This window comes from Enterobacter nematophilus, from assembly GCF_026344075.1.
Classification (GTDB): domain Bacteria; phylum Pseudomonadota; class Gammaproteobacteria; order Enterobacterales; family Enterobacteriaceae; genus Enterobacter; species Enterobacter nematophilus.
In genome coordinates, this window is the sequence record NZ_JAPKNE010000001.1 from 477,637 (window position 1) to 503,051 (window position 25,415).

Sequence of the window (25,415 nt, forward strand, 5' to 3'; positions counted from 1 at the left end):
GCCTTTATTTATCTGATTGCGAAAGAAAGGAGTGAATATGCATTTTCAGCACCTGACTTACTGGCAGGATAAAGCAAAAAACAGCGCCATTGAGACCCGGTTATTTATTAACGGTGCCTATTGTGACGCCGCCGATAATGCCACGTTTGAAACCGTCAATCCCGCGACACAACAGACGCTGGCGAACGTGGCCCGGGGCAAGCAGGCGGACGTGGACCGTGCGGTTCAGGCCGCGCGTGAGGTATTTGAGCGCGGAGACTGGTCGCAGGCGTCTCCGGCGCAGCGCAAGGCCGTGCTGAATAAGCTCGCCGATTTGATGGAGCGCCACGGCGAAGAGCTGGCCCTACTGGAAACGCTGGACACCGGTAAACCGATCCGCCACAGCCTGCGCGACGATATTCCCGGCGCGGCTCGCGCCATTCGCTGGTACGCCGAAGCGGCGGATAAAGTCTACGGCGAAGTGGCGCCTACGGGTCCGGGCGAGCTGGCGATGATCGTGCGCGAGCCGATCGGGGTTGTCGCGGCCATCGTCCCCTGGAACTTCCCGCTGCTGCTGGCCTGCTGGAAGCTGGGCCCGGCACTGATTGCGGGCAATAGCGTGGTATTGAAACCGTCGGAGAAATCGCCGCTCACCGCCCTGCGGCTGGCCGGGCTGGCGAAAGAGGCGGGCCTGCCGGACGGCGTGCTGAATGTGATAAGCGGTTACGGCCACGAAGCGGGCCAGGCGCTGGCACTGCATCCGGAGGTCGAAGTGCTGACGTTTACCGGCTCTACCCGTACCGGCAAGCAGCTGTTGAAGGACGCGGGCGAAAGCAACATGAAGCGCGTCTGGCTGGAGGCCGGCGGCAAGAGCGCCAACATTATCTTTGCCGACTGTCCGGACCTGGACAAGGCCGTGAGCGCGACCGCCGCCGGGATTTTTTATAACCAGGGGCAAGTCTGTATCGCCGGTACCCGCCTGCTGCTCGAAGACAGCATCGCCGATGACTTTCTGGCAAGGCTGAAAGCGCAGGCCCGTCACTGGCAGCCGGGCGATCCTCTCGACCCTGACAGCACGATGGGCATGCTCATCGACGCTGCGCACGCCGATACCGTCCACACGTTTATTCGGGAGGGAACCCGAAAAGGTACGCTGCTGGTGGACGGGCGGGAACAATCTTGGCCTTCCGCAGTCGGTCCCACCATTTTTGTCGACATCGACCCTGCCTCCCCGCTGTGCCGGGAAGAGATTTTCGGACCGGTGCTGGTCGTCACCCGTTTTAAAACCGAAGAGGAAGCCTTAACGCTGGCCAACGACAGTGAATATGGGCTTGGCGCGGCGGTATGGACCCGCGATCTCTCCCGCGCGCACCGCATGAGCCGCCGCCTGAAAGCAGGCTCGGTCTTCGTCAATAACTACAACGACGGTGATATGACCGTACCCTTTGGCGGCTATAAGCAGAGCGGCAACGGTCGCGATAAGTCCCTGCACGCGCTGGAAAAATTTACCGAACTGAAAACCATCTGGATTGCCCTGGAGCCTCAATCATGACCGAACATACCACCAGCTACTACGCGGCCAGCGCGAACGCTTACGAACCTTTCCCGACGCTTAACGAGTCGATCAGCTGTGACGTGTGCGTGGTGGGCGGCGGCTATACCGGCCTCTCCTCCGCGCTGCATCTGGCTGAAATGGGCTATGACGTGGTGCTCCTTGAAGGGGCGCGCATCGGCTTCGGCGCCAGCGGACGCAACGGCGGCCAGCTGGTTAACTCCTACAGCCGCGATATCGACGTGATTGAGAAAAACTACGGGCCCGATGCCGCCAGAGTCCTCGGAAGCATGATGTTTGAAGGCGGGGAGATCATCCGGGAGCGGATCCAGCGCTATCAGATCCAGTGCGACTATCGTCCCGGCGGGCTGTTTGTGGCGCTAAACCATAAGCAGCTGGAGACACTGGAGGAGCAAAAAGCCAACTGGGAACGCTACGGCAACACGCAGCTGGAGCTGCTGGACGCCAGCGCCATCCGCCGGGAAGTCGACAGCGAACGCTATACCGGCGCGCTGCTGGACCGCAGCGGGGGGCACATCCATCCGCTGAACCTGGCGATCGGCGAAGCGGACGCCATTCGCCTGAACGGCGGCCGGGTATATGAACAGTCCCCGGTGACCGCCATTCAGCACACCAGCCCTGCCGTGGTGAGCACGCAGCATGGCCAGGTGACGGCCCGCTACGTGATCGTCGCCGGGAATGCCTATCTGGGCGATAAGATAGAACCGGAACTGGCAAAACGCAGCATGCCCTGCGGCACCCAGGTGGTGACCACCGCCCCGCTGCCGGAGGAGGTCGCCCGCACGCTGATCCCCAATAACTATTGCGTGGAAGATTGCAACTACCTGCTGGATTACTACCGCCTCACCGCCGACAACCGCCTGCTGTACGGCGGTGGCGTCGTCTATGGTGCGCGCGATCCGGACGATGTCGAGCGCCTGGTGATGCCAAAGCTGCTAAAAACCTTCCCTCAGCTGGCAGGCGTCAAAATCGACTACCGCTGGACGGGCAACTTCCTGCTGACCCTGTCGCGGATGCCGCAGTTTGGCCGTCTGGATAAGAACATCTATTACATGCAGGGCTACAGCGGCCACGGCGTGACCTGCACCCACCTGGCCGGACGGCTGATCTCGGAGCTGTTGCGCGGTGACGCCGAGCGCTTTGATGCGTTTGCCAACCTCCCGCACTACCCCTTCCCGGGCGGCCGCAGCCTGCGGATTCCATTCACGGCGATGGGCGCGGCGTACTACAGCCTGCGCGATCGTCTTGGCGTATGATCGTTTCGACAAAAGGGTATCTGACATGAGTAACCAGGAATTTCATCAGCGCAGACTTTCTGCTACACCGCGCGGCGTAGGCGTAATGTGTAATTTCTTTGCCCGGACGGCGGAGAATGCCACCCTCACCGACGTGGAGGGCAACGACTATATTGATTTCGCTGCCGGGATCGCGGTTCTGAATACCGGCCATCGTCATCTTGAACTGGTGGCGGCAGTGGAAAAACAGCTTCACCAGTTCACCCACACGGCCTACCAGATTGTGCCGTATGAAAGCTACGTTTCATTAGCCGAAAAACTTAACGAACTGGCCCCGATTCAGGGCCCGGCCAAAACGGCGTTCTTCACAACGGGCGCGGAAGCGGTGGAAAATGCCCTTAAAATCGCCCGGGCCCACACCGGCAGACCGGGCGTGATTGCCTTCGGGGGAGGCTTCCACGGCCGAACCTATATGACCATGGCGTTAACCGGCAAGGTCGCGCCCTATAAGCTGGGATTTGGCCCGTTCCCCGGGTCGGTTTATCACGTGCCGTATCCCTCCGAGCTGCACGGCATTACGACGCAGGATGCCATCACGGCGATAGAACGCCTGTTCAAAGCGGATATTGAGGCGAAACAGGTAGCGGCGATTATTTTTGAACCCATTCAGGGTGAAGGCGGCTTCAACGTCGCCCCGCCAGAGCTGGTGGCCGCCATCCGCCGCATCTGCGATGAACACGGGATCGTGATGATTGCCGACGAAGTGCAGAGCGGCTTCGCCCGTACGGGTAAACTGTTTGCCATGGAACACTACGCGGACAAGCCCGACCTGATGACGATGGCGAAAAGCCTGGCAGGCGGAATGCCGCTATCCGGCGTGGTGGGCCGCGCCGAGATCATGGACGCGCCGGCGCCCGGCGGTCTGGGGGGGACCTATGCTGGCAACCCGCTTGCGGTGGCCGCCGCGCATGCGGTGCTGAATATTATCGACAACGAGTCGCTGTGCGCCCGCGCCTGCCATCTGGGGGATCGGCTGAAAGCCACGCTGGAGGAGATTCAGGGCAGTTTTCCTGCGCTCGTGGCGATAAGGGGAAGAGGATCGATGATTGCGGCGGAGTTTTTTGATCCCGAGAGCCGTGAACCTTCGGCCGCCATCGCGCAGGCGATACAGCAAAAGGCACTCGCCCAGGGCCTGCTGCTGTTGATCTGTGGCCAGTACGGTAACGTGATCCGCTTCCTTTATCCGCTGACCATTCCGGATGCCCAGTTCACCCAGGCGCTGGCGATCCTGCAACAGGTTATGCGTGATAAGACCTAAGCGCCCACTGAAAACCGTCTCCCGGCATTCCGGAGGCGGTTTCAACGGAGGAGATCGGCACAGATTTCCTCCGTGCGGGAAATGTTGGGGAATTTGGTCTGTTTCATTATATGCTCCCTGAAACACATCCCTGGCAAGAGGAAATAAGAATTGCAAAAAACATCCGCCTATCAGTCACTTGTGAAAACCTTCCAGCGTCTCTCCCGCTTCTCGCATCTCTCCTCCATCGCCAGTTGGGACATGTTTACCATGATGCCGCCAGGCGGCAGCGCCGCGCGCGGTGAAGCGCTGGCGGAGATGAGCGTCCTGCAACATCAGATCCTGACCGATAAAAAAGTCGGCGACCTGTTAGCGGCCGCAGCAGGGGAAGACCTGAATGACGTCGAACAGGCCAACCTGCGCGAAATGACGCGACAGTACCAGCAGGCTACCCTGCTGCCGGAATCGCTGGTGGAAGCCAAATCTCTCGCGGGCAGCAGGTGCGAGCACGCCTGGCGTACGCAGCGCCCCGCCAACGACTGGCAGGGCTTTTCCGCCAACCTGAAAGAAGTGGTGAAACTCAGCCGTGAAGAAGCCCGCCTGCGCGCCGAGGCCAAAGGCTGTACGCCGTACGACGCGCTGCTGGATATTTTCGAGCCGGACATGACCAGCGCGCGCCTGGACGTGCTGTTTGGCGATATGAAAACCTGGCTGCCGGACCTGCTGGCAAGCGCGGTGGAGAAACAGGCACAGCGGTCGTTCGTTCCGCCGCAGGGCCCCTTCCCGACGGCAACCCAGCGCGAGCTGGGGCTGGAAGCCATGAAGATGCTTGGCTTCGATTTTAACGGCGGACGCCTGGACGTGAGCGCGCACCCGTTCTGCGGCGGCGTGCCGGAAGATGTGCGCATCACCACGCGCTATGATGAGGACGAACTGCTCAGCGCGCTGTTTGGCGTGATCCACGAAACCGGACACGCGCGCTACGAGCAAAACCTGCCGCGCGCATGGGCGGGCCAGCCTATTGCCCTCGCCCGCTCAACCGCGATCCATGAATCCCAGAGCCTGTTCTTTGAGATGCAGCTGGGGCGCAGCGAAGCCTTCCTCAAGTACCTCCTCCCTGCCGTTCACGCCCGCTTTGGCAGCCAGGCGGCGTTTAGCGAAGAGAACTTTATCGCCTGGAACCAGCGCGTGAAGCCAGGCTATATCCGCGTCGATGCCGACGAAGTGAGCTACCCGGCACACGTGGTGCTGCGCTATGAGATTGAGCGCGCGCTGATCAACGGCGAGATCGAGGTGGACGATATCCCCGCCCTGTGGGATGAGAAAATGCAGGCCTGGCTCGGGTTATCCACCAAAGATAACTACCGCAACGGCTGTATGCAGGATATCCACTGGACCGACGGCGGGTTTGGTTACTTCCCGTCGTACACGCTGGGCGCGATGTACGCCGCGCAGCTGTTCCATGCGGCAAAGACCGCGCTTCCGGGGCTGCAGTCCTCCATCGCTGAAGGCGATTTTTCGGCGCTGTTTGAGTGGCTGCGTCAGAACATCTGGCAGCACGGCAGCCGCTTCAGCACGTCGCAGTTAATCACCCAGGCGACGGGGGAAGATCTGAATATCCGCTACTTCCGCGAACACCTCACCTCACGCTACCTGTAATGATAAGGCCGGGGTTCTTCCCCGGCCTTGTACATATGGTTACACGCCGATACCAATCACTCACGGAAACCCCGAATTTACAGGGATATAGTTATTTCAACGGCCCCGCAGTGGGGTTAAATGAAAAACCAAATTCGAGGGTATGAACATGAAAAAAGTATTAGCTCTGGTTGTTGCCGCTGCTATGGGTCTGTCTTCTGCTGCGTTTGCTGCTGAAACCACTGCTGCACCAGCTGCTGCGGCACCGGCTGCAACGACCACCGCGGCGCCAGCAAAAACCGTACATCACAAGAAACACCACAAAGCCGCTAAACCGGCTGCAGAGCAAAAAGCCCAGGCCGCTAAAAAGCACCATAAAAAAGCCGCTAAACCAGCTGTAGAGCAGAAAGCTCAGGCTGCGAAAAAGCACCACAAGAAAGCCGCCAAACCAGCCGTAGAGCAGAAAGCTCAGGCTGCGAAAAAGCATCATAAAAAAGCAGTAAAACACGAAGCTGCTAAACCAGCTGCACAGCCAGCTGCGTAAGCGTACAAGCTTAACCGTGCCCTTCGGGGCACGTTGGTAAACCGGCGCTGAACCGGAAAAGGTTCTGCGCCGTTTTTTTTATCCGGAGGGCGTATGCTGCGACGCTATCGGTTTGAGCTGATTCTTATCCTGCTTATTTTATGCGCGCTCATCGCAAGCCATTTTTATCTTTCCTGACTGTAGCACGCTGATTTTACTCCCACTTTAGCGCCGTCCCGTCTATAGTATTTTCATAGGGTTCACTTTTAATAATCATAATTACCCCCACCAGAGTGTGATATGCGTAAATCTGTTGTGTTGTTGCTGGGAACGTTTGGCCTTTTTTCTGGATTTTCACAGGCGGATGATGGCGGTGATAACGCCATTAGCGCGAAAGAGCTAAAGACGCTTTTTTTCGGTCATGACGATCGTACCCGCGTCACCGATCCTACCCAGGCTCCCTGGGATGCTATAGGCCAACTGGAAACCGCCAGCGGCAACCTGTGTACCGCGACGCTGATCACCCCGCAATTAGCGCTGACGGCGGGCCACTGCCTGTTGACGCCACCCAACGGAAAGCCAGACAAAGCGGTTGTCCTACGATTTGTGTCGCAAAAAGGGATCTGGCGCTATGAAATCCACGGCATTGAAGGCCGGGTGGATGCTTCGCTCGGTAAGCGACTGAAGCCGGATGGCGACGGCTGGATTGTGCCGCCCGCGGCAGCCTCGTGGGATTTTGGCCTGATTATTTTGCGCTACCCGCCTTCGGGCATTACGCCGCTGCCGTTATTTGACGGCGATAAAGCGGCGCTCACCGCCGCGCTGAAAGCCGCCGACCGCAAGGTCACGCAGTCAGGCTACCCGGTCGATCATCTGGATGCGCTCTACACCCACACGGACTGTATCGTGACGGGCTGGGCGCAGACCAGCGTGCTTTCGCATCAGTGCGATACATTGCCGGGCGACAGCGGTTCACCGCTGATGCTGAAAACCGATAACGGCTGGCAGTTGATTGGGGTACAAAGCTCCGCCCCGGCGGCGAAAGACCGCTGGCGAGCCGATAACCGGGCCTTATCCGTCACCGGCTTTCGCGATAAGCTGGAAGCGCTGGCTAAGGAGTAAGCCAGCGCGGCTGTCGGTGAAGCAGGGTTACCGATTGATCAGGCGAGTTTTATCATGATCATGCCCGCCAGCAGCAATATCAGCCCTATCCAGCCTTTATTATTTAAACGCTGCCCGAAGAGCACCCACCCTGCGGCCAGGGTGGCGGCGATACCAAAACCGCCCCACAGCGCATAGGCCACAGACAGATCGATACCTTTGACCGCCTGTGACAGGGCGCTGAAGGCCCCCAGCACCGCGGCAATCGACATCAGGCCGTAAACTTTACGGCGAAAACCGTCGGAGAATTTCAGCAGAACGTTCGCCAGAATCTCCAGCACGATAGCGAAGCCCAGCCAGGCCGCGTGAACCCATTCAAACTGCTGCATGGTTCTGCTCCTTCTGCTGTTTGGTCGGTTTTCGGGTACCTGATTTAATCAGCACGATACCCGCGACCAGCGTCGTTAGTCCGGCGACCTTCATTGTTGTTAATGTTTCGTCGAATATCAGAACGCTGAAAAGCGTAATCAATAAAATACCGATCCCTTCCCACAGCGCGTAGGCCACACCCAGCGCGATTTTCTTCACCGCAAATGAGAGGAAAATATAAGAAAGGGAAATCATCACCAGCATTAAAATAAAACCGGTATTGCCCTCGCTGACGCTTGCCCATTTCATAGACAGCGTGCCGGTAATTTCAGCGAGAATAGCCAGGGCTAATAAGATCCAGTAAAACATGTTTTTCTCCTGCTTGAGAATATAATCCATCGTGGCCCGCCGCATGCGGCAAACCAAAAAAATATGAAATTAAATCAGACAGCTAAGCGCGTAGCGCCAGCTCAGGCAGAAGAGGTGACTATAGTGCGGTGCGCCAGTGTTGCTCACCAGCAAGCAGGCAGAAGGAGGTGGAAAATAGAGCAGCGTTGTTTGAAGAATAGGTTCTGAACAAATTGTCCATAAAATTACAATTATCCGCGTTGTTGCTTCTCGTCTTTGCGGATGAAAATTGTCCTCGGTAGTTGAACACGCCAAATTTGTACCATAACTGAAGATTTTACTCAAAGTCTTTTCAATTCTTTACCCGTCCCGTTTGATTTTGGTTAGTTTATTGCAGGGCGTTTACCCTTTATTATAAATAAAAAGCGTTTTTCGGAGTCACCATGGCTAAACCCATTATTACCCTGAACGGGTTAAAAATTGTCATCATGCTGGGCATGCTGGTGATCATACTCACGGGCGTTCGTTTTGCCGCCGACATCATTGTGCCCTTTATTCTGGCTCTGTTCGTTGCGGTGATCCTTAACCCACTGGTCCAGCGCATGACGCGGCTGCGCATCCCGCGCGTGCTGGCGATTACCCTGCTGATTAGCGTCATTATTTTCGCTATGGTGTTACTGGTTGCGTATCTGGGTACCTCGCTGAACGAACTGGCGCGAACGCTGCCGAAATACCGTTCCTCGCTGGCGATACCGCTGCTGCAGCTTGAGCCCTGGCTACAGCGCGCGGGAATAGAAGTCTCCGTTGAGGAGCTTCTTAAATATATCGACCCTAATGCGGCTATGACGATCGTCACAGGACTGCTGACGCAGCTTTCCAATGCCATGACCTCCATTTTCCTGCTGTTTTTAACGGTGGTGTTCATGCTGCTGGAGGTGCCGCAGCTGCCCGCAAAGTTACAGCAAATTATGGTTCGTCCGGTTGAAGGAATGGGAGCTATTCAGCGCGCGCTGGACAGCGTTTCACGTTATCTGGTGCTGAAAACCGCCATCAGCCTGGTCACCGGGGTGGTGGTCTGGGGAATGCTGGTGGCGCTGGACGTCCGCTTTGCGTTCGTCTGGGGGCTACTGGCGTTTGCGCTCAACTACATTCCCAACATCGGCTCCGTGCTGGCGGCGATCCCCCCTATTCTTCAGGTGCTGGTGTTCAGCGGATTTTATGACGCGCTGATTCTGCTGGCCGGCTATCTGGCGATTAATCTGGTGTTCGGGAATATTCTTGAACCACGAATGATGGGACGCGGGCTGGGGCTTTCGACGCTGGTCGTCTTTTTGTCCCTGATTTTCTGGGGCTGGCTGCTCGGTCCCGTAGGCATGCTGCTCTCCGTTCCGCTGACCATCATCGTGAAGATTGGGCTGGAACAGACTGCGGGCGGGCAAAGCATCGCCGTGCTGCTGAGCGATATGAGCCATCAATAGCCGTCATTCCGCCATCGACAGGAGGGGCTTGCTTGCCCTTCCCCCTTCACGGTAAGCCCCGAGCGCCCTCTGCCAGTCCGTCAGAGGGTACACCGTACCGGGGCTGTACTCGCTGGCGCGCATCCGGGGCCAGATTTGATCGAACCGCGCGAGCCACGCCTCAGCGCTGAGCCCATCCAGATAGTTACGAATATGGAACCACGCCACGCGCGGCAGGGGCCGCTGCTGGCGGAAGGTCTGCCCGGAGAGCAGCCCGTAGCAGATAAATATGCCCTGCTCCGGCATCACGCTCAGGATCGCTTCCGCCAGCGTTCCGCCGGTTGCATCGTAAACGACGTCGGCACGCGCGGCAACGGAGAGAATCCGCTGCATGTCATGCTGTGCGACAGGAACAATCCCCATCGCCGCCAGCCGTTCAGCGTGAACGGGCGAACGATGAATACCGTACACCGTCTCTGCCCCCGCCAGACGCGCCCACTGCCCGAGCAGAATGGCGCAATCCGAACCGGCGGCCGTGAGCAGCACCCGCTTTCCCCGCGGTGGATAGTGGTTCAGCATCATCTGTGCCGCCAGCGGGTTGATATAGGCCCGCGCGGCCAGGCGTGAATCGACATCGTCCGGGACGGGGATCGCATACTCTGCCGGGCAATCCGCATAGCGCTGCCAGGTACCCTGCCCGCGCAGCGGCAGAACGCGTTTACCCGACAGATGCGCAAACGACGCGGGCGCCTGAATGACAACGCCGACGCCTTCATACCCCGCGACGGCGGGCAGCGGAGTTCTGTGGCGATAGGCGCCGGTAATGGGAATGAGATCGGACGCGTTCACCGGCGCATACAGCATTTGCACGCGGAGGTGTCCCGGCGCAAGCGCGTCCGGCGGTGCGGCTTCAGGTTGCAGAACAGATTCTGGCTCGCCAAAACGGCGATACCAGAGGGCCAGATTTTCCATTACGATCTCACGGCTGACGGCGGAATACTTAATCGCGCCAGCCCATTGCCGGTGCGACATGTTTGAGAATGGACTCAATCACGTGCGCATTGTAATCCACGCCGAGCTGGTTCGGTACGGTCAGTAATAACGTATCAGCCTCGGCAATCGCCTCGTCCTTTTTCAGCTGTTCAATCAACCTGTCGGGCTCTGCGGCATAGCTGCGCCCGAAGATCGCGCGCGTTTTCTCATCAAGATACCCCACGCTATCGCTGTCGTTGCGGCTGGCGCCGAAGTACATCCGGTCGCGGTCGTCCATCAGGGCAAAAATGCTGCGGCTGACCGAGACGCGCGGCTCGCGCGCATGCCCCGCCTCTTTCCAGGCCTGGCGATAAGCGCGGATCTGTTTTGCCTGTTGAATATGGAACGGCTCGCCGGTTTCGTCGTCTTTCAGGGTTGAGCTTTGCAGGTTCATGCCGAGCTTAGCGGCCCATACCGCCGTCGCATTCGAACCGGCGCCCCACCAGATACGCTCCCGCAACCCTTCAGAATACGGTTCCAGGCGCAGCAGCCCCGGCGGATTGGGGAACATCGGCTGTGGATTCGGCTTTGCAAACCCTTCGCCGCGCAGCACCTCAAGCAGCACCTCGGTATGACGGCGCGCCATGTCCGCTTCGCTTTCCCCTTCCTGCGGGACATAGCCGAAATGACGCCACCCATCAATGACCTGCTCCGGAGAGCCACGGCTGATGCCAAGCTGCAAACGGCCGCCGGAAATCAGGTCCGCCGCGCCCGCATCCTCGGCCATGTACATCGGGTTTTCATAGCGCATATCGATCACGCCAGTACCGATTTCGATAGTTTTCGTTTTGGCGCCGATGGCGGCCAGCAGGGGGAACGGTGAACTCAGCTGACGGGCGAAGTGGTGCACGCGGAAATAGGCGCCGTCCGCGCCCAGCTCTTCAGCGGCCACGGCCAGGTCGATGGACTGCAGCAGCGTATCCGCCGCCGAGCGCGTGCCGGACTGCGGTGAAGGCGTCCAGTGACCAAACGATAAAAACCCGATCTTTTTCATAACGATGTGTCCTGATAATACGTTGCGTTCTCTCCACTTTACGCATTACTCGCTGAGAATAAATGCCGTTTATTTAACGGAAAGCATCAAATAAATTGACGGAATTTAGCGGTTCGTCATTCCGCCCCATAATGGGATATAATATCCCCCACTTTTTTCATGGCAGGTAAAACCGGCAATGGCTCTGATCCCTAAAAACTACGCGCGACTGGAAAGCGGCTATCGCGAAAAAGCATTAAAAATCTATCCCTGGGTCTGCGGACGCTGCTCGCGGGAGTTCGTCTATTCCAACCTGCGTGAATTGACGGTTCACCATATCGATCACGACCACACCAACAACCCGGAAGATGGCAGCAACTGGGAGCTGCTGTGCCTGTTTTGCCACGATCACGAACATTCTAAGTACACCGAAGCGGATCAGTACGGCACCACCGTGGTCGCCGGGGAAGACGCCCAAAAAGACGTGGGCGTCGCCACGTTTAACCCGTTTGCTGACTTAAAGGCAATGATGGACAAAAAGAGGTAGTCCTTTCGTTCCCTCATTCACATCGTGCTCCGCAAATTTAAAATGTCCAGGTGATAGCGGCGGTTGCAGCTCCCTCATTGCGCCGCATCACGATCGGGCTTTCATTCGCATGGTCGTCAAGCCAGGTATAGTCCGCGCTCAGAACCGTCCCCCAGTGAGCATCGAACTGATGGCTCCAGGTCAAACTGGTATCAATGCCATAAAACCCACCCGGCGCTGCATAGCGGCGATATCCGGTGCGGCGGCTCTGCGGCTCGCTGACCCCATACCAGGTGTTCAGATAACGGCTGTCGCCAAACAGGGCCGCAGACTGAAAGGCGACAGTGTCCTGACTATTTTGCAGGGGAATCAACGTAACGGATGCCTGATAGCTTACGCCCTGACTGTCCGTTAACGGCAGCGTCGCCTTGCCTTCAACGCTCACCCAAGGCGCGGCCTGCCAGCCGACGGCCAGGCCGGTATTCAGGGTGGTATCTATGTCCCTCATCCCTTTCAGATTGTTTGCGCCCTCACGCCAGTCAGAATTTTGCTCTGCTCTCCCGAGGTCGTAACCCAGCGTATGTTCGACATACCAACCGCTGTCGTTTTGCAGGTCATACCCCACCCCTTTTTGCGCATCAATAAAGAAAGCGCCCTTACGCCCCTGCAGCACAGGAACCACCTGCCATACCTGCTTGTCTGAGCCTGAATAACGGGGTGCGTAGTGACCGCCCAACCCGACGGTTAAAGAGCCGGAAGCGGCGTCATCATTCGCCTGCACGCCGGATGCAACAATCATCAGAAGCGGAACGGTCATATACAGGCCTTTTTTTATCGCTATCATACTGTCCTCCACGCAGACGCTGGCGTCTGCTGATTCAGGGTCTGCCACACAATGTTGGCGCAGTATGGTTTGGCTAAATCAATGAATCGTCGGGAAAGTGTTAAGAAACGGTCAAGGTGAACGGATGTTGTCCAGAAGAGTGCTAATTATTGAAGATGACGCCGATGCGGCTGGCGTGCTCGAAGCCTATTTACGTCGTGAAAATTACGATGTCACCATTATCGGGGACGGTCTTTCCGGGCTGGATATGGCGCAACGGTGGAAACCCGACCTTATCCTGCTGGACGTAATGCTTCCGGGGCTTAACGGTACCGAAGTACTGGCCGGGCTGCGTCGCAAAAGCGATGTGCCGGTGATCATGGTCACGGCCATGGGCGACACCCCCGATCGCATTGGCGCCCTGCGGTACGGTGCCGATGATTATGTTGTGAAACCCTATCATCCCGGGGAAGTGGTGGCACGGGTGCAGGCGGTATTGAGGCGCAGCCGTAAAAAAGAGACAGACGAAGAGATCCTTCGCTGGAAAACGCTGGAAGTGGATGTCTCCGCCATCGTGGCGAGCGTGGTTAACGGTGACGACACGCCTGTGATGCTCGACCTGACCCCAACTGAATTCTCGCTTCTGGCAACGCTGATGCGCTCTCCCGCACGTCCGTTTTCCCGCCCGTATTTACTGGAGCACTGTTTGCCGGAAAGCGAGGCTCTGGAGCGCGTGGTGGACACCCATATTTATAACCTGCGTAAAAAACTCGAAGCTGTGGGGATCTCCGGCGTGCTGATCAACGTACGCGGCGTGGGATACAGGTTCAGACAACCATGATAACCAACCAACATTCCTCTCTGTGGCGCTGGATTTGCGCACGCATCTTAGCGCTGGCTATCGGCAGCGTGATTGTCATCGCAGCCTGCATGTGGCTACGTTATGCGGTTCAGAACTACTGGATAATGGGCAAAATGCCGGCGGCGGTACGGCAGGAATTTCTGACGCTCAGTCAGAACCCGCAGGCCGATCCGGCCCGCTTCCACAGCATTGTGGATACCTGGTGGGGGTTGAGCTACTCCACGCCGTCCATCGCCTCCGCGGACTGGGTTACGGTGGCCCTCCTGGTGCTGGTGATGATCCCGTTTATTGTGGTGATGGGGTTAAAACACGCCCGACCGCTGGCGCTGCAGTTCAGCCGCCTTCGTGATGCTGCCAAAGATGTCGCAGACGGGCAATTTGGCCGTCAGGCAGAACTTATCAAGGATGCGCCGGCTGAAATGGTCAGCTTTGCAACCGACTTTAATTCCATGACGGGGCAACTCGCCCGCTATGAAAAAGAACTCCGCGCCTCGCACGTGGCGATGGCGCACGAGCTGCGCTCGCCCCTGACCGCCGCCATTGGTCGTCTGCAGGGTATGATGGACGGCGTTTTTGATGCCAACCCGGAGCAACTGGGTATGGTGATGAAACAGCTTCAGCATCTCAACCGCCTGACCGATGAGCTTCATCTTCTCTCGTTGGCCGACGCGGGAAATCTGGTGCTGGAAGACCAGGTCTTCTCTCTGGATGAGCTTATTCAGGAGCGGGCTGCCTGGATCATGCCCCAGGCTGATGCGCATCATTTTACGATTACGCTGCGTAACCCTCGCGCATGCCCCTTCAGAGGCGACGCGTTCCGCATGGGCCAGGTGTTTACTATCCTTATGGAAAATGCACTACGATACGGGCGCGAGGGCGGCCATCTTGAGGTGGCGCTGCACTACGCCTGCGGGCATTACGCCATTGAATTTCAAGATGACGGACCGGGCGTATCGCCCCAGTTCTTACCGGAAATGTTTAAACGCTTTAGCCGCGAGGAGCTATCCCGCGCGCGGCATTCCGGCGGCAGCGGCCTAGGTTTGTCTATCGCCCGGGCGATTTGTCAGGCGCATGGGGGCACGATCGGCGCCTCATTGCCGGAAACGGGCGGCCTCGCGGTGCGTATTTTGTTACCCTGGCTGCCGTCTGATAAGGAAAATCGTCACTCTTGATAAACCCTTGACACAACATCGAATCTTTCTCGACTTACCGCGCATTTAATAACGCCATCACTTTTATGGAGCGGCGTTATGTCAGACGAATTTTTTCTCTCCCTCCGCCACTGCCTGCACCATTTGCACGGCGTGGCGCGCACCCTTTCCTGGGTGAATTTTCTTCCCCTGGCCCTGCTTGCGCTGGCTATTTTTCCGCTGACCGGCTGCGGTGATAAACACGAAAATAAGCCTGGCCCTGTGCGAAAGGTACGCTACGTCATCGTGGGTGCCGCCCAGCCCCTTCCCGCGCTGGAAAGAACCGGTGAGATCCATGCCCACGATGAAACGACCCTGAGCTTTCGCACCGGGGGGCGGATTCTGACGCGCAGCGTTGATATTGGCGATCGGGTCAGCGCCGGACAGCTGTTGGCCACGCTTGACAACACGACCGGGCAAAACCAGCTCGACAGCGCGGCCGCCGACTATGAAGGTGCCAAAGCCTCTGCGCAGGTTGCCGCGCTTAACGTCAGTCGAATGCAAAAGCTCATGCAGACGGGCGCCATAGCCCGCACGCAGCTCGACAGCGCCCGCGCGGACTGGCTTGTCGCCCGCGCGCGCTTGAAAAGCAGCGAGGCCGCGTTACGTAACGCCCGCGAAAGTCTCGGCTGGACGCGCCTGATTGCGCCACAAACCGGCACGATCACCGATGTAAGCGCCTCGGCGGGCCAGGTTATCAGCGCGGGACAGTCGGTGCTTACGCTGGCGACCGGTGAAGCTCGCGACGTAGCGTTTGATATCGCCACGCCCGATGCGATCCCGCCGCTGGAGAATGCGGATTTGCGGGTTGCCCTTCTCAGCGACCCAACGGTACAGGCCTCGGCCGCGTTGCGGGATATCACTCCGCAGGCCGATCCTCAGACCCGCTCCTGGCGCGTCAGGGCCACCCTGATAAACCCGCCAGCGGCGATGGCACTGGGTGCCAGCGTCACCGTCACCCTGCCCTCCACTGGCCCGCGAGGTTACGTCATTCCCGCATCGGCGCTGAGCCGAACAGGCGATAGACCGGCGGTGTTCGTGATTAACCCGCAGTCGCAGGCGCAGCTGCGCGCGGTAGTGCCCGCCTGCTATACGGCCTCCTCGGTGATTATCGCCTCCGGCCTTGAGCCAGGCGACCAGGTGATTACGGCTGGCGTGAGCAAACTCCGTTCCGGAGAGCCGGTGGTACCCGGGGAGGTTCAGCCATGAACACGAAACCGGAAGCGAAATTTAACCTGTCCGCATGGGCGCTTAACCATCAGCAGATGGTCAGTTTCTTCATGCTGCTGATCGTGGCGATGGGCGTGTTCTGCTATGAAAAACTGCCGCGTAATGAAGATCCTGCTTTTACCATTAAAACAGCGGTCGTCTCTGCGCAGTGGCCGGGCGCATCCGTAGCGGATACAACTCGTCTGCTGACCGATACGCTTGAAAAAAAGCTGCAGGAAACGCCCCGGCTTGATTATCTCGAAAGTGAAACCCGCGCCGGGAGCGCCGTTATCCACGTGAATCTCCGCGACGATACCCCGCCGCAAAAGGTGCAGGACATCTGGTATCAGATCCGCAAAAAAATGCAGGACATCGCGCCGTCGTTACCGGAAGGCGTTCAGGGCCCGACCGTAAACGACGAGTTTGACGACACGTTCGGCACGATTTATGGCTTTATTCCCGACGGCTACACCTTACGGGAAGTGCGGGACCGCGTTGAGAGAATACGTCGTGAGCTCGCGTCCTTGCCGGATATCGGCAAAACCACCCTGTTGGGCGAACAGCAGGAACAGCTGGTCCTCGCCTTTTCTCCGGCCCGTCTGGCGGGTATGGGGCTGGATATTCAGGCGGTCGCCGATGCCCTTCGGGCGCAAAACGCGGTTGTCCCGGCAGGCGTTATGCGTACCGGGCAGGAAAACATCGCGATAAAGGTTAGCGGGGCGCTCACGTCCGAAGAGAGTTTACGCGCCGTCACGCTGCACATTAACAATCGCTATATTCCGTTGACCGACATTGCCACCGTCACCCGGGAAGCCGCCGAACCACCGGCCCCCGCTTACCGGGTAAACGGCAAACCTGCCATCGGGCTGGCGGTGTCGATGGCGCCGACTGGCAACATGCTGCGTTTTGGCGCCGCGCTGAACGCCAGAATGACGGTCCTTAGCGCCGGGCTGCCGCACGGTATAGAGATGGTGAAAGTCGCCGATCAGTCGGCGGTGGTCAGCGACGCGGTAAGCGGTTTTGTCCGGGTGCTTATTGAAGCCGTTGTTATCGTGCTGGCAGTTTCATTTGTCTCGCTGGGTTTGCGGGCAGGGCTGGTGGTGGCTGCTGCCATTCCGCTGGTGCTCGCCATGACGTTTGCCGGCATGATGCTCGCTGGAATCGGGCTTCAGCGTATCTCGCTTGGGGCGCTAATCATTGCGCTGGGTCTGCTGGTGGATGACGCCATGATCGCCGTCGAAACGATGGTCTCCCGGCTGGAAGCCGGGGATTCCCGTCGGCATGCGGCCACCCATGCATTCAAAACGACGGCTTTCCCGATGCTCACCGGAACCCTGGTGATGATTGCCGGGTTTATTCCAGTTGGTTTTGCGGCCTCCAGCGCCGGTGAATACTGTTTTTCCCTGTTTGCGGTGGTGCTGATTGCCCTGCTCTGCTCCTGGGCTGTCGCGATCCTGTTTTCGCCGCTGACGGGCACGTGGCTATTGCCGGAAAAAGTCAGACATCACGCGGCAGGCCCCGGAAGGATCGCGCGCGCGTACGGACGGCTTTTACGCCTGGCACTCCGCCACCGGCTCGCCACCGTGCTGATTGCGCTTTCCGCGCTGGGGCTGTCAGCGTACGGCACGACGTTTATGCAGGGCGAGTTTTTCCCCGCTTCAGACCGGCCTGAGCTGCTGGTCAGCCTGACGCTTCCGGCCAACGCGTCACAGCCGGAAACGTTAAAAGAGGTGGAAAAGCTGGAACACGCGCTGGCCGGCAACAGCAACATCAAGCGCTATTCGACGTACGTCGGGTCGGGCGCCATCCGTTTTTATCTGCCGATGGATGTGCTGCTTGAAAATGAAAATATCGCCCAGATGGTCGTAGTGGCCAACGATCTGGAGGCGAGGGATCGTCTGCATACGCAACTCAACAAGATTCTGGCGTCTCAATTCAGCGACATCATCACGCGCGTATCACCCCTGGAGCTTGGGCCGCCTGTCGGCTGGCCGATCAAATACCGGGTGAGCGGGCCTGATTATCTGCAGGTCCGGGCGCTCGCGAACCGTCTCACGGACGCGATTGGCCGGTCATCGTTCTCACGCGACGTTAACCAGACGGCCGGAGAGCCGGAGAGGGTTATTACCCTGAAGGTGAATCAGACGGCGGCCAGGGCGGCGGGAATATCATCAGAAAGTCTCGCCCGCACGCTGAACACCGTCTGGTCCGGCAGCGTTGTCACGTCCATCAGGGATAATGACCGCCTTGTCGACGTGGTGCTCCGCGCCACGGACAATGAACGTCACACCCCCACCGCCCTCTCCTCGCTCACGATTCAGGGGAATGACGGTAAAAAAATTCCACTCAGCGCCGTCGCGACGCCGGTCTGGGGCGTGGACGATCCGGTCATCTGGCGTCGGCAACGAGTGCCCTTTATCACGGTGCAAACTGACCTCGCGCCGGGGCTGAGAGCTGAAGCGGTATCCGCAGCGCTGCGTCCGGCGGTCGATAAGCTGCGCGCGGATCTGCCCGCGGGTTATAGCATTGAAGAAGGCGGCGCGGTTGCCGAATCCGATAAGGGGAACAGCTCTGTCTTTAGCGTGCTTCCCGTAACGCTTGTCATCATGTTGCTGCTGCTGATGCTTCAGCTTCGGCGATATTCCCGGATGCTGCTGGCCCTCCTGATGGCCCCGTTTGGTTTACCGGGGATTGTGCTGGCTATGCTGCCCGGCGGCACGCCGATGGGGTTTGTTGCGCTGCTGGGCGTCATCGCCCTGGCGGGGATGATCGTACGTAACGCGGTGATATTGATTAGCGAGGTTGACAGCAATCTTGCTCAGGGAATGGCAAACGATGCCGCGATTATGGTGGCAGCGGAACACCGGGCCAGACCCATCTGTCTGACCGCCTGTGCCGCCATTCTGGGCATGATCCCCATTTCTCATCAGGTCTTCTGGGGGCCAATGGCCTATGCCATTATCGGCGGACTGCTGGTTGCGACGCTGGTGACGCTGACCGTGTTACCCGCGTCGTTTAGCCTGCTGTTACAGTGGGGCATTCAGCGCAAAGCCGCAGAAGAAAGTTGAGCCGAGGCTCAATCGTTCCCCGGCAGATTACGCAGCAGTCAGCGCAAAACGGTTCCTCAGGATCCGGGGGATCTCATCCTCCGTCAGCTGCTGCGGCTAAACTGCGCAAACGAACCCACGCCTCGCCTGCTGAATGCCGTGGAACGGATTGGCGCGCGGTGTCGCGAGCTGACTGCTGTACACCGGTGACGGGTTTTTACACTAAACTCTCGAGCCATTCAGTAAATACCCGCACCTTGCGGGAGAGGTGACGGTGTGGATACAGCAGAGAAAGCTTGCGGTCCGGCGAGCGATAGTCCGGCAGGACTTCAACCAGAAGACCGCGGTCAATGTAAGGCTGGAGAAAGAGATTCATCCCCTGCATTAACCCCAGCCCAGCCAGTCCTGCAGCAATGTAGGCTTCGGAGTTGTCCACGACAAGCTTACCGGGAAGTTTAATCTCCGCGATGCCTTCCGGCGTGGTAAACGTCCACGGATGGATTTGTCTGCTGTTGTTATTCACCCAGTTGATGGCCTGATGTTGGTGTAAATCATCCAGCGTTTCTGGCGTGCCGTGTTGTGCCAGCCAGGCCGGGCTGGCGCAGGTCGTAATTTTGATGTCCCCCACTTTTCGCGCGATATAGTCGCCGTCGTCCAGCTCGCCCACCCGCAGCACGCAGTCAAGGCCATCCCGGAGCATATCCCGGCGGCGGTCAGAGCTGCTCAGAACGATGTCGATTTCAGGATGCTGCAGATAAAAATCAGGCAGGTTCGGTATCACCCGCAGCGCCGCAAAAGCGATGGGCATATCCACGCGCAGCTGGCCGTGTATTGCCCGGTCAGCACCAAACGACTCCAGCAATTCGTCCGCCTGCGCCAGCAGAGGTTTACTCCGGCGATAAAACGCTTCCCCATCCGGCGTCAGGCTTATTCGACGCGTTGTTCGCTGCAGCAAACGCGTGCCGCTGTGCTGCTCCAGAAGCTGTAACGCTTTGGTGACCGCCGGGCGATGGATCTGCAGATTTTCCGCTGCCTGGGTCAGGCTCCCCGACTCGACAATTTCAATAAAAATTCGAATAGATTCAAAGAGGTTTATGTTCATAAAGGACGCTCTTGCCGCGAGCAGGATAAAATAATTGTTATTAATTTTATAACAGTGATGAATATTTTTGGCTATTTTTCCTAACAATGCTGCGCCCTACACTCTCCTCCATTCAAACGAGAGAGAGTCTGCTATGAAAAATAACCGTATCTGTCAGATCCTGGGTATCGAAAAGCCTGTTATTCAGGGACCGTTATCCTGGCTCACGGATGCCCGTTTAGTTGCTGCGGTCAGCAATGCCGGCGGGCTCGGCGTGCTGGGGCCCAATGCCGGTTTAACCGCCGACACCGCAGTCTCCACGCCGGAAGAGACCGCCGAAAAAATGCGCGAGGAGATTCGTAAAACCAAACGGCTGACTGAAAAACCCTTTGGCGTGAACCTGATCCCCACGACCGTTAATGACGTCTGGACAGGGCCGATCCTTCAGGTGGTGAAAGAAGAAGGCGTCAGGGCCGTGGTGTATACGGGATATGGGGAAGGTAGCATTATTCCCGCGCTGTTCAGCGAGTTAAAAGAGGCGGGTATCGCCATTATCTACCGCGACATCAACCCAACGCCGGAGAACACCCGCCTCGCGGAAGAAATGGGGGCTGACATTATTGTGGCCACCGGTTTTGATGAGGGCGGGACGTTACCCGCAACGGCGCTTGGCACCTTTTCCATCGTGCCGCTGATTGCCGATGCCGTGAAGCACATCCCGGTGATGGCCGCGGGCGGCATTACCGATAATCGCACCGCCAGAGCGGCCCATGTATTAGGTGCGGAAGGCGTGTTTGCCGGGTCGGTCTTTATCAGCACGGAAGAAAGCCGCGTGCCGCAGGGGGTCAAAGATAAAATTGTTGCCGCCAACGGTCTCGATTTACTGCTTTTCCGCACCGTACCCCATTACTACCGCTCTCTACCCGGCAAACTGGCGGATAAACTGGCGTCGATGGATAAGGCAGGCGCAAGCAACGAGGAGCTGGGCAAGACAATGGGAGGATTACGGGGCCTGCGCCTGGGCATGCTGGAAGATAACACCGATGAAGGTTATATCTCGCTCGGCACGGGGATAGGAAGTATCCGCAGCGTAAAGAGCGTGGCAGAGGTTGTTCATGCGTTAACGGTTGAGTAAATGCCTGGCGTCCTGGCCTGCACCAGGACGCCCAGGTTCATCAGGGAATAACCCGCGCCGCCCGCAGCTGCGCGAACAGGCTGAAAAACATCTCATCCGTCGCCTGCATCCGCGTAAAGCCTGACCGCCTGAGCTTGCTGCCGTCACCAAACATGTCGTAATTCCAGCCGAAGACGAAATCGGCAAAATGCCCGTCGCTCAGCTGCATAATATCCGCCTCCACCAGCCGATCCCCGGCCAGCTCGCGCCATGCGCCGCGATAGTCCGTAAACAGCTGGTGAAACGACAGCCTCACCGGCGGCGCAGAGTCCAGTTCAAACCAGCGGGCAATGCGCGGCCACAGCTCGCTCCAGCGCCAGAGGTCACCATTATTTACGTTGAACGCCTGATTCTGCGCCGCAGGTGACGTGGCCGCCCACAGCGTGGCCTCCGCCAGCAGTCCGGCGTCGGTATAATCCACAATGCTGTGCCAGGTCTGTTCCGAACCGGGAAAACGCAGCGGTAGTCCCAGCGCCTTACACAAAGAGGCATACAGGGCAATGCTCAGCGCAAGGTTCATGGTATTACCGGGCACCGCACTGCCCACCACGCCCGGCCGGATGGCATTCCAGTGCCAGCGTTTTCCACGCTGATACTGGCTGAGCCACGCGAGCTGGGCAGAGTTAAATTCTGCACCCGGTACGCCGGGATCGCTTTCGCGCGCCGGGGTTTTAAACGGGCCCAGATGCGCGCCGTACACTTTATAGCCCTGCATCAGGCTGACCGTCTGCAAAGGTGCCGTTTTTTCGAGGGTGCTGACCAGGTTACGCAGCATGGTGACGTTCGGCTCAACCATCTCCGTCCAGTTGGCGGCGTTCACCCAGGCGCTGTAAAAGAGATGGGTAACCCTGCTCAAGGATTGCTGCGCCCGCGCGCTATCCTGGGCATCCAGCAAATCGACGTTAACCATCGTAATACCGTCAGGATGGGATAATGCCTGACGACTCACGCCGATCGTTTCCCATCCCTTGTGCAGAAGCGTTTTGACAAGCTGTCTGCCGACAATACCGCTGGCCCCCGCGACGAGGGCGACCTTTTGTTGCTGCATCTTATCCATGGTGTTTCTCCAGAAAGAGTGACAGACGCAGTGTCATCTATTATTTTTTTAGTGAATATCCCCTTCATCAGATAGCATTTATCAGAAAAACCATTAAATGAATAACAAGCTCAACGCCATTTCTACCTTTCTTTGCGTCGCGGATGCGGGCTCTTTTTCTGCTGCCGCCCGCCGGAGCGGGATGAAGCAGTCCGCCGTCAGCCAGCAGGTCGCCGCTCTTGAACAAGAGCTGGGCGTGGTGTTGCTGCACCGAACAACGCGCACAATGAAGCTGACCGAGCAGGGAGAACGTTACCGCCGCGACATGCAGCTGCTGCTGGACGCCATGCGGGAAGCGGAGGGGCGGCTGGCGCCGGTCGATCGACAATTTCAGGGGAGCGTTCATATCCAGTTGCCGAGCGGCCTGGGGCAGATCGTCTTGCCGCATTTACTGGAGCTGCAGCGCCTGCATCCAGAATTACATCTGCGGATTTCCCTTGATGACCGCCTTGCCGATCTGGTGACGGAAGGCGTGGACGTCGCGATACGGCTGAGCAGTGAGCCCCCGCAGGCGCATGCGGCTCGCGTGCTGGCGCGTATTGAAGCCGCGCTGTTTGCCTCCCCCGGTTTTCAGGCTGTGCACGACGTGAGCGAGCTGACGACGCTGCCCCATGTGCGGTTTAGCGGCATCCCGCTGGATGCCCCCCTGCGGCTAATCTCTGGTGAAGAAACGATTGCGGTAAACGTGAATACCGTTTTCCGCGCCAACACCAGCGACGCGCTGCTACAGGCGCTGGAGGCCGGGATCGGTATCGGCGGTATGCAGCGACCGCTTGCGGCCAGGCCGCTGCAAACCGGCACGCTGGTGCCGGTACTGCCCGACTGGCGGTTGCCCGATCGCTTCCTCTATGCCGTCTACCCTGACGCCCGCTTTATTCCGCAACGCGTCAGAAAAGCCGTCAGCGTAATCGAGCAACTGCTGATTGAGCGCGCGGAGCATGCCCCCGCAAAATAACCGCTTCCTACCGCGCCACCGGTAAATCCGCGTAACGCGTCGTATAGGCCGGTGACAGCATCTCACGCTTCATCGCCCAGGCTTTCTCAATCCCCTGCCCGGCAAACCAAATCTTCCCTTTGCCGGAATGATTCAGGCTGTCGATCGTCGCCATCAGCGCCGCGCTGTTGGCGCACAGGCGGTTATCGTCAAACAAATTAAGCTGGGCAACGCCGCTGCTGAAAAAGTCTGCCAGCATCACCCCCGCTTTCATATAGCGATATCCGTCAAGCCAGATACGCCCCAGCGCCTCGGTGGCGGCACGGATGATATCGCGCGAATCATTGGTGGGCGTCATCAGGGTGACGGAAGCCTGATTGCCGTAATAAATTTCGTTGTCCGCATGCGGGCTGGTGCGCACAAACACGCTGATAAAGCGGCAGTACTGATGCTCGCCGCGCAGTTTCTCCGCTGCGCGTTCCGCGTAGGCGCAAATGGCCTGATGCATCTCCTCGTATTGCGTTATACGGTGTCCAAACGAACGGCTACAGATAATTTGCTGCTTCGTAGGAGTAAACTCTTCCAGATCGAGGCAGGGCTCACCGCGAAGCTCGCGCGCCGTGCGCTCCATGACCACGTTAAAATGTTTGCGGATGACCCAGGATGACGCTTCCGCCAGCTCCAGCGCCGTGGTTATCCCCATCGCGTTAAGCTTTTTCGTGATGCGTCGGCCTACGCCCCACACCTCCTCCACCGGAACCTTTGCCAGCAGCTTACGCTGCCGTCCTCGATCAGAGAGATCGACCACGCCACGGGTGGCTGACCACCGCTTCGCCGCATAGTTGGCCAGCTTCGCCAGCGTTTTGGTCGGCGCAATCCCGACGCCAACGGTTAAGCCCGTATTTTTAAAAACCTGCGTGCGCATCTGATGGCCGAACGCTTCCAGCGACATGCAGTTGCTGACACCCGAAACGTTTACAAATGCTTCATCGATGGAGTAAATCTCAATGGCCGGCGCGAGATCGGTCAGCGTCTGCATCACCCGGCTGCTGAGATCGGCATACAGCGCATAGTTCGAGCTAAAGACGTAAACCCGTGACGGATAACTCTTCTCTTTGAATTTAAAATAGGGTTCCCCCATTTTTATGCCGAACTGCTTTGCCTCCCGCGACAGCGAAATAATGCAGCCGTCGTTATTGGACACCACCACGATGGGCTTACCCACCAGATCGGGGCGAAACACCCTCTCGCAGGAGGCATAGAAGCTATTCACATCAACCAGCGCGAACATGTTTATGCGTTTTGAGCGTATGAGTGACGACACCGAAGATTTGCAGCTCCTCTTCGGACTGAAAGGCGATCGGCTGATAGCGGGCATTACGCGGCAGCAGCCGCAGAACCGGGCGGGTCTGTAGCTCTTTCACCGTAAACTCGCCGCCGACCGACGCCACAACAATGTCACCGTGTTCGGCATTTAACGAGCGGTCTACCACCAGCAGATCGCCGTCGCTAATCCCCGCGCCGATCATGGAGTCCCCGCTCACTTTGATAAAGTAGGTCGCACTGGGGTGCCTGACTGCCAGCCGGTTAAGATCGAGACGATCCTCCACATAATCCTGCGCAGGGCTTGGAAAACCACAGGCAACGCGCTCAAGATAGAGAGGTAATTCAATATGTTGCTTTGGATGATAAGAAAAGAGAGTGTCCATAAATGCCTTTCCCGCCAGATACTGTATATAAACACAGTATTACGGATTACGGCACAGGATCAAGGTCATTTCCGACAAAGACCGCAAACGCGTTGAAGTTTGAGCGGATTTAATTTAGCAACCTCTTCTGCGGGCGATCGCAGATGGGTTAAGCAAAAGTCATAACCAAGTCATTAATAAACACTTTAAAATCACTTAAAGTTAAAATCAAAAGATCACCAAATCACTATGCAAACACT

The 25,415-nt window shown here is 58.0% G+C and carries 25 protein-coding genes; 15 read left to right on the forward strand and 10 right to left on the reverse strand.

Translation table 11 applies throughout. The features are described from left to right. The first annotated feature begins 37 nt into the window (after window positions 1-37). From puuC to OSH03_RS02220, 7 genes are all read left to right on the forward strand, one after another. The gene (gene puuC / locus OSH03_RS02195; RefSeq protein WP_266178148.1) at window positions 38-1,531 is read left to right on the forward strand and encodes an aldehyde dehydrogenase PuuC; all 1,494 of its coding nucleotides are present in this window, start codon (window positions 38-40) and stop codon (window positions 1,529-1,531) included. Continuing rightward, window positions 1,528-2,808, forward strand: coding sequence for an NAD(P)/FAD-dependent oxidoreductase (locus OSH03_RS02200; protein ID WP_266178149.1), 1,281 nt, complete (start codon window positions 1,528-1,530; stop codon window positions 2,806-2,808). The genes puuC and OSH03_RS02200 overlap by 4 nt, the downstream gene beginning before the upstream one ends. Window positions 2,809-2,833: 25 nt before the next feature. Continuing rightward, a complete protein-coding gene (puuE, locus tag OSH03_RS02205; RefSeq protein ID WP_266178150.1) occupies window positions 2,834-4,105 on the forward strand; it encodes a 4-aminobutyrate transaminase in 1,272 nt (423 codons plus the stop codon). Between the two features lie 150 nt (window positions 4,106-4,255). Continuing rightward, window positions 4,256-5,743 (forward strand): carboxypeptidase M32, encoded by a 1,488-nt coding sequence (locus tag OSH03_RS02210; protein WP_266178151.1) that lies wholly within the window; start codon window positions 4,256-4,258, stop codon window positions 5,741-5,743. Between the two features lie 148 nt (window positions 5,744-5,891). Further along, a complete protein-coding gene (asr, locus tag OSH03_RS02215) occupies window positions 5,892-6,266 on the forward strand; it encodes an acid resistance repetitive basic protein Asr (protein WP_032642591.1) in 375 nt (124 codons plus the stop codon). 93 nt (window positions 6,267-6,359) lie between these two features. Next, window positions 6,360-6,443: a small membrane protein YdgU gene (gene ydgU / locus OSH03_RS22250; protein WP_021241182.1), complete on the forward strand. Its 84-nt coding sequence runs from the start codon at window positions 6,360-6,362 to the stop codon at window positions 6,441-6,443. Between the two features lie 102 nt (window positions 6,444-6,545). After that, a complete protein-coding gene (locus OSH03_RS02220) occupies window positions 6,546-7,367 on the forward strand; it encodes a trypsin-like serine peptidase (RefSeq protein ID WP_028012967.1) in 822 nt (273 codons plus the stop codon). A 38-nt stretch (window positions 7,368-7,405) separates the two neighbouring features. Here the strand turns inward: OSH03_RS02220 and mdtI are convergent, their stop codons facing one another. From mdtI to OSH03_RS22150, 3 genes are all read right to left on the reverse strand, one after another. Next, window positions 7,406-7,735: a multidrug/spermidine efflux SMR transporter subunit MdtI gene (gene mdtI, locus OSH03_RS02225; RefSeq protein WP_028012966.1), complete on the reverse strand. Its 330-nt coding sequence runs from the start codon at window positions 7,733-7,735 to the stop codon at window positions 7,406-7,408. Further along, a complete protein-coding gene (gene mdtJ, locus OSH03_RS02230) occupies window positions 7,722-8,084 on the reverse strand; it encodes a multidrug/spermidine efflux SMR transporter subunit MdtJ (protein WP_061099675.1) in 363 nt (120 codons plus the stop codon). The genes mdtI and mdtJ overlap by 14 nt, the downstream gene beginning before the upstream one ends. A gap of 118 nt (window positions 8,085-8,202) precedes the next feature. Next, a complete protein-coding gene (locus OSH03_RS22150; RefSeq protein WP_420909746.1) occupies window positions 8,203-8,373 on the reverse strand; it encodes a protein YdgV in 171 nt (56 codons plus the stop codon). A gap of 133 nt (window positions 8,374-8,506) precedes the next feature. Here OSH03_RS22150 and OSH03_RS02235 point away from each other — a divergent pair, with 133 nt between their 5' ends. After that, complete coding sequence (locus OSH03_RS02235; RefSeq protein ID WP_061098375.1) at window positions 8,507-9,541, forward strand: AI-2E family transporter; 1,035 nt, start codon at window positions 8,507-8,509, stop codon at window positions 9,539-9,541. A gap of 3 nt (window positions 9,542-9,544) precedes the next feature. Here OSH03_RS02235 and OSH03_RS02240 read toward each other — a convergent pair whose 3' ends face one another. Then, window positions 9,545-10,492, reverse strand: coding sequence for a zinc-dependent alcohol dehydrogenase family protein (locus OSH03_RS02240; protein WP_266178152.1), 948 nt, complete (start codon window positions 10,490-10,492; stop codon window positions 9,545-9,547). A 28-nt stretch (window positions 10,493-10,520) separates the two neighbouring features. Continuing rightward, complete coding sequence (locus OSH03_RS02245; protein WP_266178153.1) at window positions 10,521-11,546, reverse strand: LLM class flavin-dependent oxidoreductase; 1,026 nt, start codon at window positions 11,544-11,546, stop codon at window positions 10,521-10,523. 178 nt (window positions 11,547-11,724) lie between these two features. Here OSH03_RS02245 and yajD point away from each other — a divergent pair, with 178 nt between their 5' ends. Continuing rightward, the gene (gene yajD, locus OSH03_RS02250) at window positions 11,725-12,072 is read left to right on the forward strand and encodes an HNH nuclease YajD (RefSeq protein WP_266178154.1); all 348 of its coding nucleotides are present in this window, start codon (window positions 11,725-11,727) and stop codon (window positions 12,070-12,072) included. 37 nt (window positions 12,073-12,109) lie between these two features. Here yajD and OSH03_RS02255 read toward each other — a convergent pair whose 3' ends face one another. Continuing rightward, the gene (locus OSH03_RS02255; RefSeq protein ID WP_266178155.1) at window positions 12,110-12,895 is read right to left on the reverse strand and encodes a MipA/OmpV family protein; all 786 of its coding nucleotides are present in this window, start codon (window positions 12,893-12,895) and stop codon (window positions 12,110-12,112) included. A gap of 124 nt (window positions 12,896-13,019) precedes the next feature. On the opposite strand from OSH03_RS02255, the gene OSH03_RS02260 reads away from it, so the two are divergent. From OSH03_RS02260 to OSH03_RS02275, 4 genes are all read left to right on the forward strand, one after another. Further along, complete coding sequence (locus OSH03_RS02260) at window positions 13,020-13,715, forward strand: response regulator (RefSeq protein ID WP_266178156.1); 696 nt, start codon at window positions 13,020-13,022, stop codon at window positions 13,713-13,715. Continuing rightward, window positions 13,712-14,908, forward strand: a complete 1,197-nt coding sequence (locus tag OSH03_RS02265) for a sensor histidine kinase (protein ID WP_266178157.1) — start codon at window positions 13,712-13,714, stop codon at window positions 14,906-14,908. Before OSH03_RS02260 ends, OSH03_RS02265 begins: the two co-directional genes overlap by 4 nt. Window positions 14,909-14,986: 78 nt before the next feature. After that, the gene (locus OSH03_RS02270) at window positions 14,987-16,135 is read left to right on the forward strand and encodes an efflux RND transporter periplasmic adaptor subunit (protein WP_266178158.1); all 1,149 of its coding nucleotides are present in this window, start codon (window positions 14,987-14,989) and stop codon (window positions 16,133-16,135) included. Further along, the gene (locus OSH03_RS02275) at window positions 16,132-19,203 is read left to right on the forward strand and encodes an efflux RND transporter permease subunit (protein ID WP_266178159.1); all 3,072 of its coding nucleotides are present in this window, start codon (window positions 16,132-16,134) and stop codon (window positions 19,201-19,203) included. Before OSH03_RS02270 ends, OSH03_RS02275 begins: the two co-directional genes overlap by 4 nt. Before the next feature lie 196 nt (window positions 19,204-19,399). Here OSH03_RS02275 and OSH03_RS02280 read toward each other — a convergent pair whose 3' ends face one another. Next, window positions 19,400-20,284 (reverse strand): LysR family transcriptional regulator, encoded by an 885-nt coding sequence (locus OSH03_RS02280; protein WP_266178160.1) that lies wholly within the window; start codon window positions 20,282-20,284, stop codon window positions 19,400-19,402. Window positions 20,285-20,417: 133 nt separating this feature from the next. Between OSH03_RS02280 and OSH03_RS02285 the strand changes: the two genes are divergently transcribed. Continuing rightward, window positions 20,418-21,398 (forward strand): NAD(P)H-dependent flavin oxidoreductase, encoded by a 981-nt coding sequence (locus OSH03_RS02285; RefSeq protein ID WP_266178161.1) that lies wholly within the window; start codon window positions 20,418-20,420, stop codon window positions 21,396-21,398. Window positions 21,399-21,438: 40 nt separating this feature from the next. Here OSH03_RS02285 and OSH03_RS02290 read toward each other — a convergent pair whose 3' ends face one another. Further along, a complete protein-coding gene (locus OSH03_RS02290) occupies window positions 21,439-22,494 on the reverse strand; it encodes an SDR family oxidoreductase (protein WP_266178162.1) in 1,056 nt (351 codons plus the stop codon). A 97-nt stretch (window positions 22,495-22,591) separates the two neighbouring features. Between OSH03_RS02290 and OSH03_RS02295 the strand changes: the two genes are divergently transcribed. After that, on the forward strand, window positions 22,592-23,488 hold the full coding sequence (locus OSH03_RS02295; protein WP_266178163.1) for a LysR family transcriptional regulator: 897 nt from the start codon (window positions 22,592-22,594) through the stop codon (window positions 23,486-23,488). Between the two features lie 7 nt (window positions 23,489-23,495). Here the strand turns inward: OSH03_RS02295 and umuC are convergent, their stop codons facing one another. Continuing rightward, window positions 23,496-24,758: a translesion error-prone DNA polymerase V subunit UmuC gene (umuC, locus tag OSH03_RS02300; protein ID WP_151413856.1), complete on the reverse strand. Its 1,263-nt coding sequence runs from the start codon at window positions 24,756-24,758 to the stop codon at window positions 23,496-23,498. Further along, the gene (gene umuD / locus OSH03_RS02305) at window positions 24,742-25,176 is read right to left on the reverse strand and encodes a translesion error-prone DNA polymerase V autoproteolytic subunit (protein WP_266178164.1); all 435 of its coding nucleotides are present in this window, start codon (window positions 25,174-25,176) and stop codon (window positions 24,742-24,744) included. Before umuD ends, umuC begins: the two co-directional genes overlap by 17 nt. Window positions 25,177-25,415 lie beyond the last annotated feature (239 nt).

Excerpts from the sequence above, each read along its gene's own strand:
- OSH03_RS02235 (WP_061098375.1), top strand. The coding sequence starts at position 8,507 with ATGGCTAAACCCATTATTACCCTGAACGGGTTAAAAATTGTCATCATG.
- OSH03_RS02285 (WP_266178161.1), top strand. The coding sequence starts at position 20,418 with ATGAAAAATAACCGTATCTGTCAGATCCTGGGTATCGAAAAGCCTGTT.
- umuC (WP_151413856.1), bottom strand. The coding sequence starts at position 24,758 with ATGTTCGCGCTGGTTGATGTGAATAGCTTCTATGCCTCCTGCGAGAGG.
- OSH03_RS02265 (WP_266178157.1), top strand. The coding sequence starts at position 13,712 with ATGATAACCAACCAACATTCCTCTCTGTGGCGCTGGATTTGCGCACGC.
- puuE (WP_266178150.1), top strand. The coding sequence starts at position 2,834 with ATGAGTAACCAGGAATTTCATCAGCGCAGACTTTCTGCTACACCGCGC.
- OSH03_RS02270 (WP_266178158.1), top strand. The coding sequence starts at position 14,987 with ATGTCAGACGAATTTTTTCTCTCCCTCCGCCACTGCCTGCACCATTTG.
- OSH03_RS02290 (WP_266178162.1), bottom strand. The coding sequence starts at position 22,494 with ATGGATAAGATGCAGCAACAAAAGGTCGCCCTCGTCGCGGGGGCCAGC.
- OSH03_RS02275 (WP_266178159.1), top strand. The coding sequence starts at position 16,132 with ATGAACACGAAACCGGAAGCGAAATTTAACCTGTCCGCATGGGCGCTT.
- mdtI (WP_028012966.1), bottom strand. The coding sequence starts at position 7,735 with ATGCAGCAGTTTGAATGGGTTCACGCGGCCTGGCTGGGCTTCGCTATC.
- OSH03_RS02200 (WP_266178149.1), top strand. The coding sequence starts at position 1,528 with ATGACCGAACATACCACCAGCTACTACGCGGCCAGCGCGAACGCTTAC.
- OSH03_RS02245 (WP_266178153.1), bottom strand. The coding sequence starts at position 11,546 with ATGAAAAAGATCGGGTTTTTATCGTTTGGTCACTGGACGCCTTCACCG.
- yajD (WP_266178154.1), top strand. The coding sequence starts at position 11,725 with ATGGCTCTGATCCCTAAAAACTACGCGCGACTGGAAAGCGGCTATCGC.
- puuC (WP_266178148.1), top strand. The coding sequence starts at position 38 with ATGCATTTTCAGCACCTGACTTACTGGCAGGATAAAGCAAAAAACAGC.
- OSH03_RS02240 (WP_266178152.1), bottom strand. The coding sequence starts at position 10,492 with ATGGAAAATCTGGCCCTCTGGTATCGCCGTTTTGGCGAGCCAGAATCT.
- OSH03_RS02260 (WP_266178156.1), top strand. The coding sequence starts at position 13,020 with ATGTTGTCCAGAAGAGTGCTAATTATTGAAGATGACGCCGATGCGGCT.
- OSH03_RS02280 (WP_266178160.1), bottom strand. The coding sequence starts at position 20,284 with ATGAACATAAACCTCTTTGAATCTATTCGAATTTTTATTGAAATTGTC.
- OSH03_RS02295 (WP_266178163.1), top strand. The coding sequence starts at position 22,592 with ATGAATAACAAGCTCAACGCCATTTCTACCTTTCTTTGCGTCGCGGAT.
- asr (WP_032642591.1), top strand. The coding sequence starts at position 5,892 with ATGAAAAAAGTATTAGCTCTGGTTGTTGCCGCTGCTATGGGTCTGTCT.
- umuD (WP_266178164.1), bottom strand. The coding sequence starts at position 25,176 with ATGGACACTCTCTTTTCTTATCATCCAAAGCAACATATTGAATTACCT.
- mdtJ (WP_061099675.1), bottom strand. The coding sequence starts at position 8,084 with ATGTTTTACTGGATCTTATTAGCCCTGGCTATTCTCGCTGAAATTACC.
- ydgU (WP_021241182.1), top strand. The coding sequence starts at position 6,360 with ATGCTGCGACGCTATCGGTTTGAGCTGATTCTTATCCTGCTTATTTTA.
- OSH03_RS02220 (WP_028012967.1), top strand. The coding sequence starts at position 6,546 with ATGCGTAAATCTGTTGTGTTGTTGCTGGGAACGTTTGGCCTTTTTTCT.
- OSH03_RS02255 (WP_266178155.1), bottom strand. The coding sequence starts at position 12,895 with ATGATAGCGATAAAAAAAGGCCTGTATATGACCGTTCCGCTTCTGATG.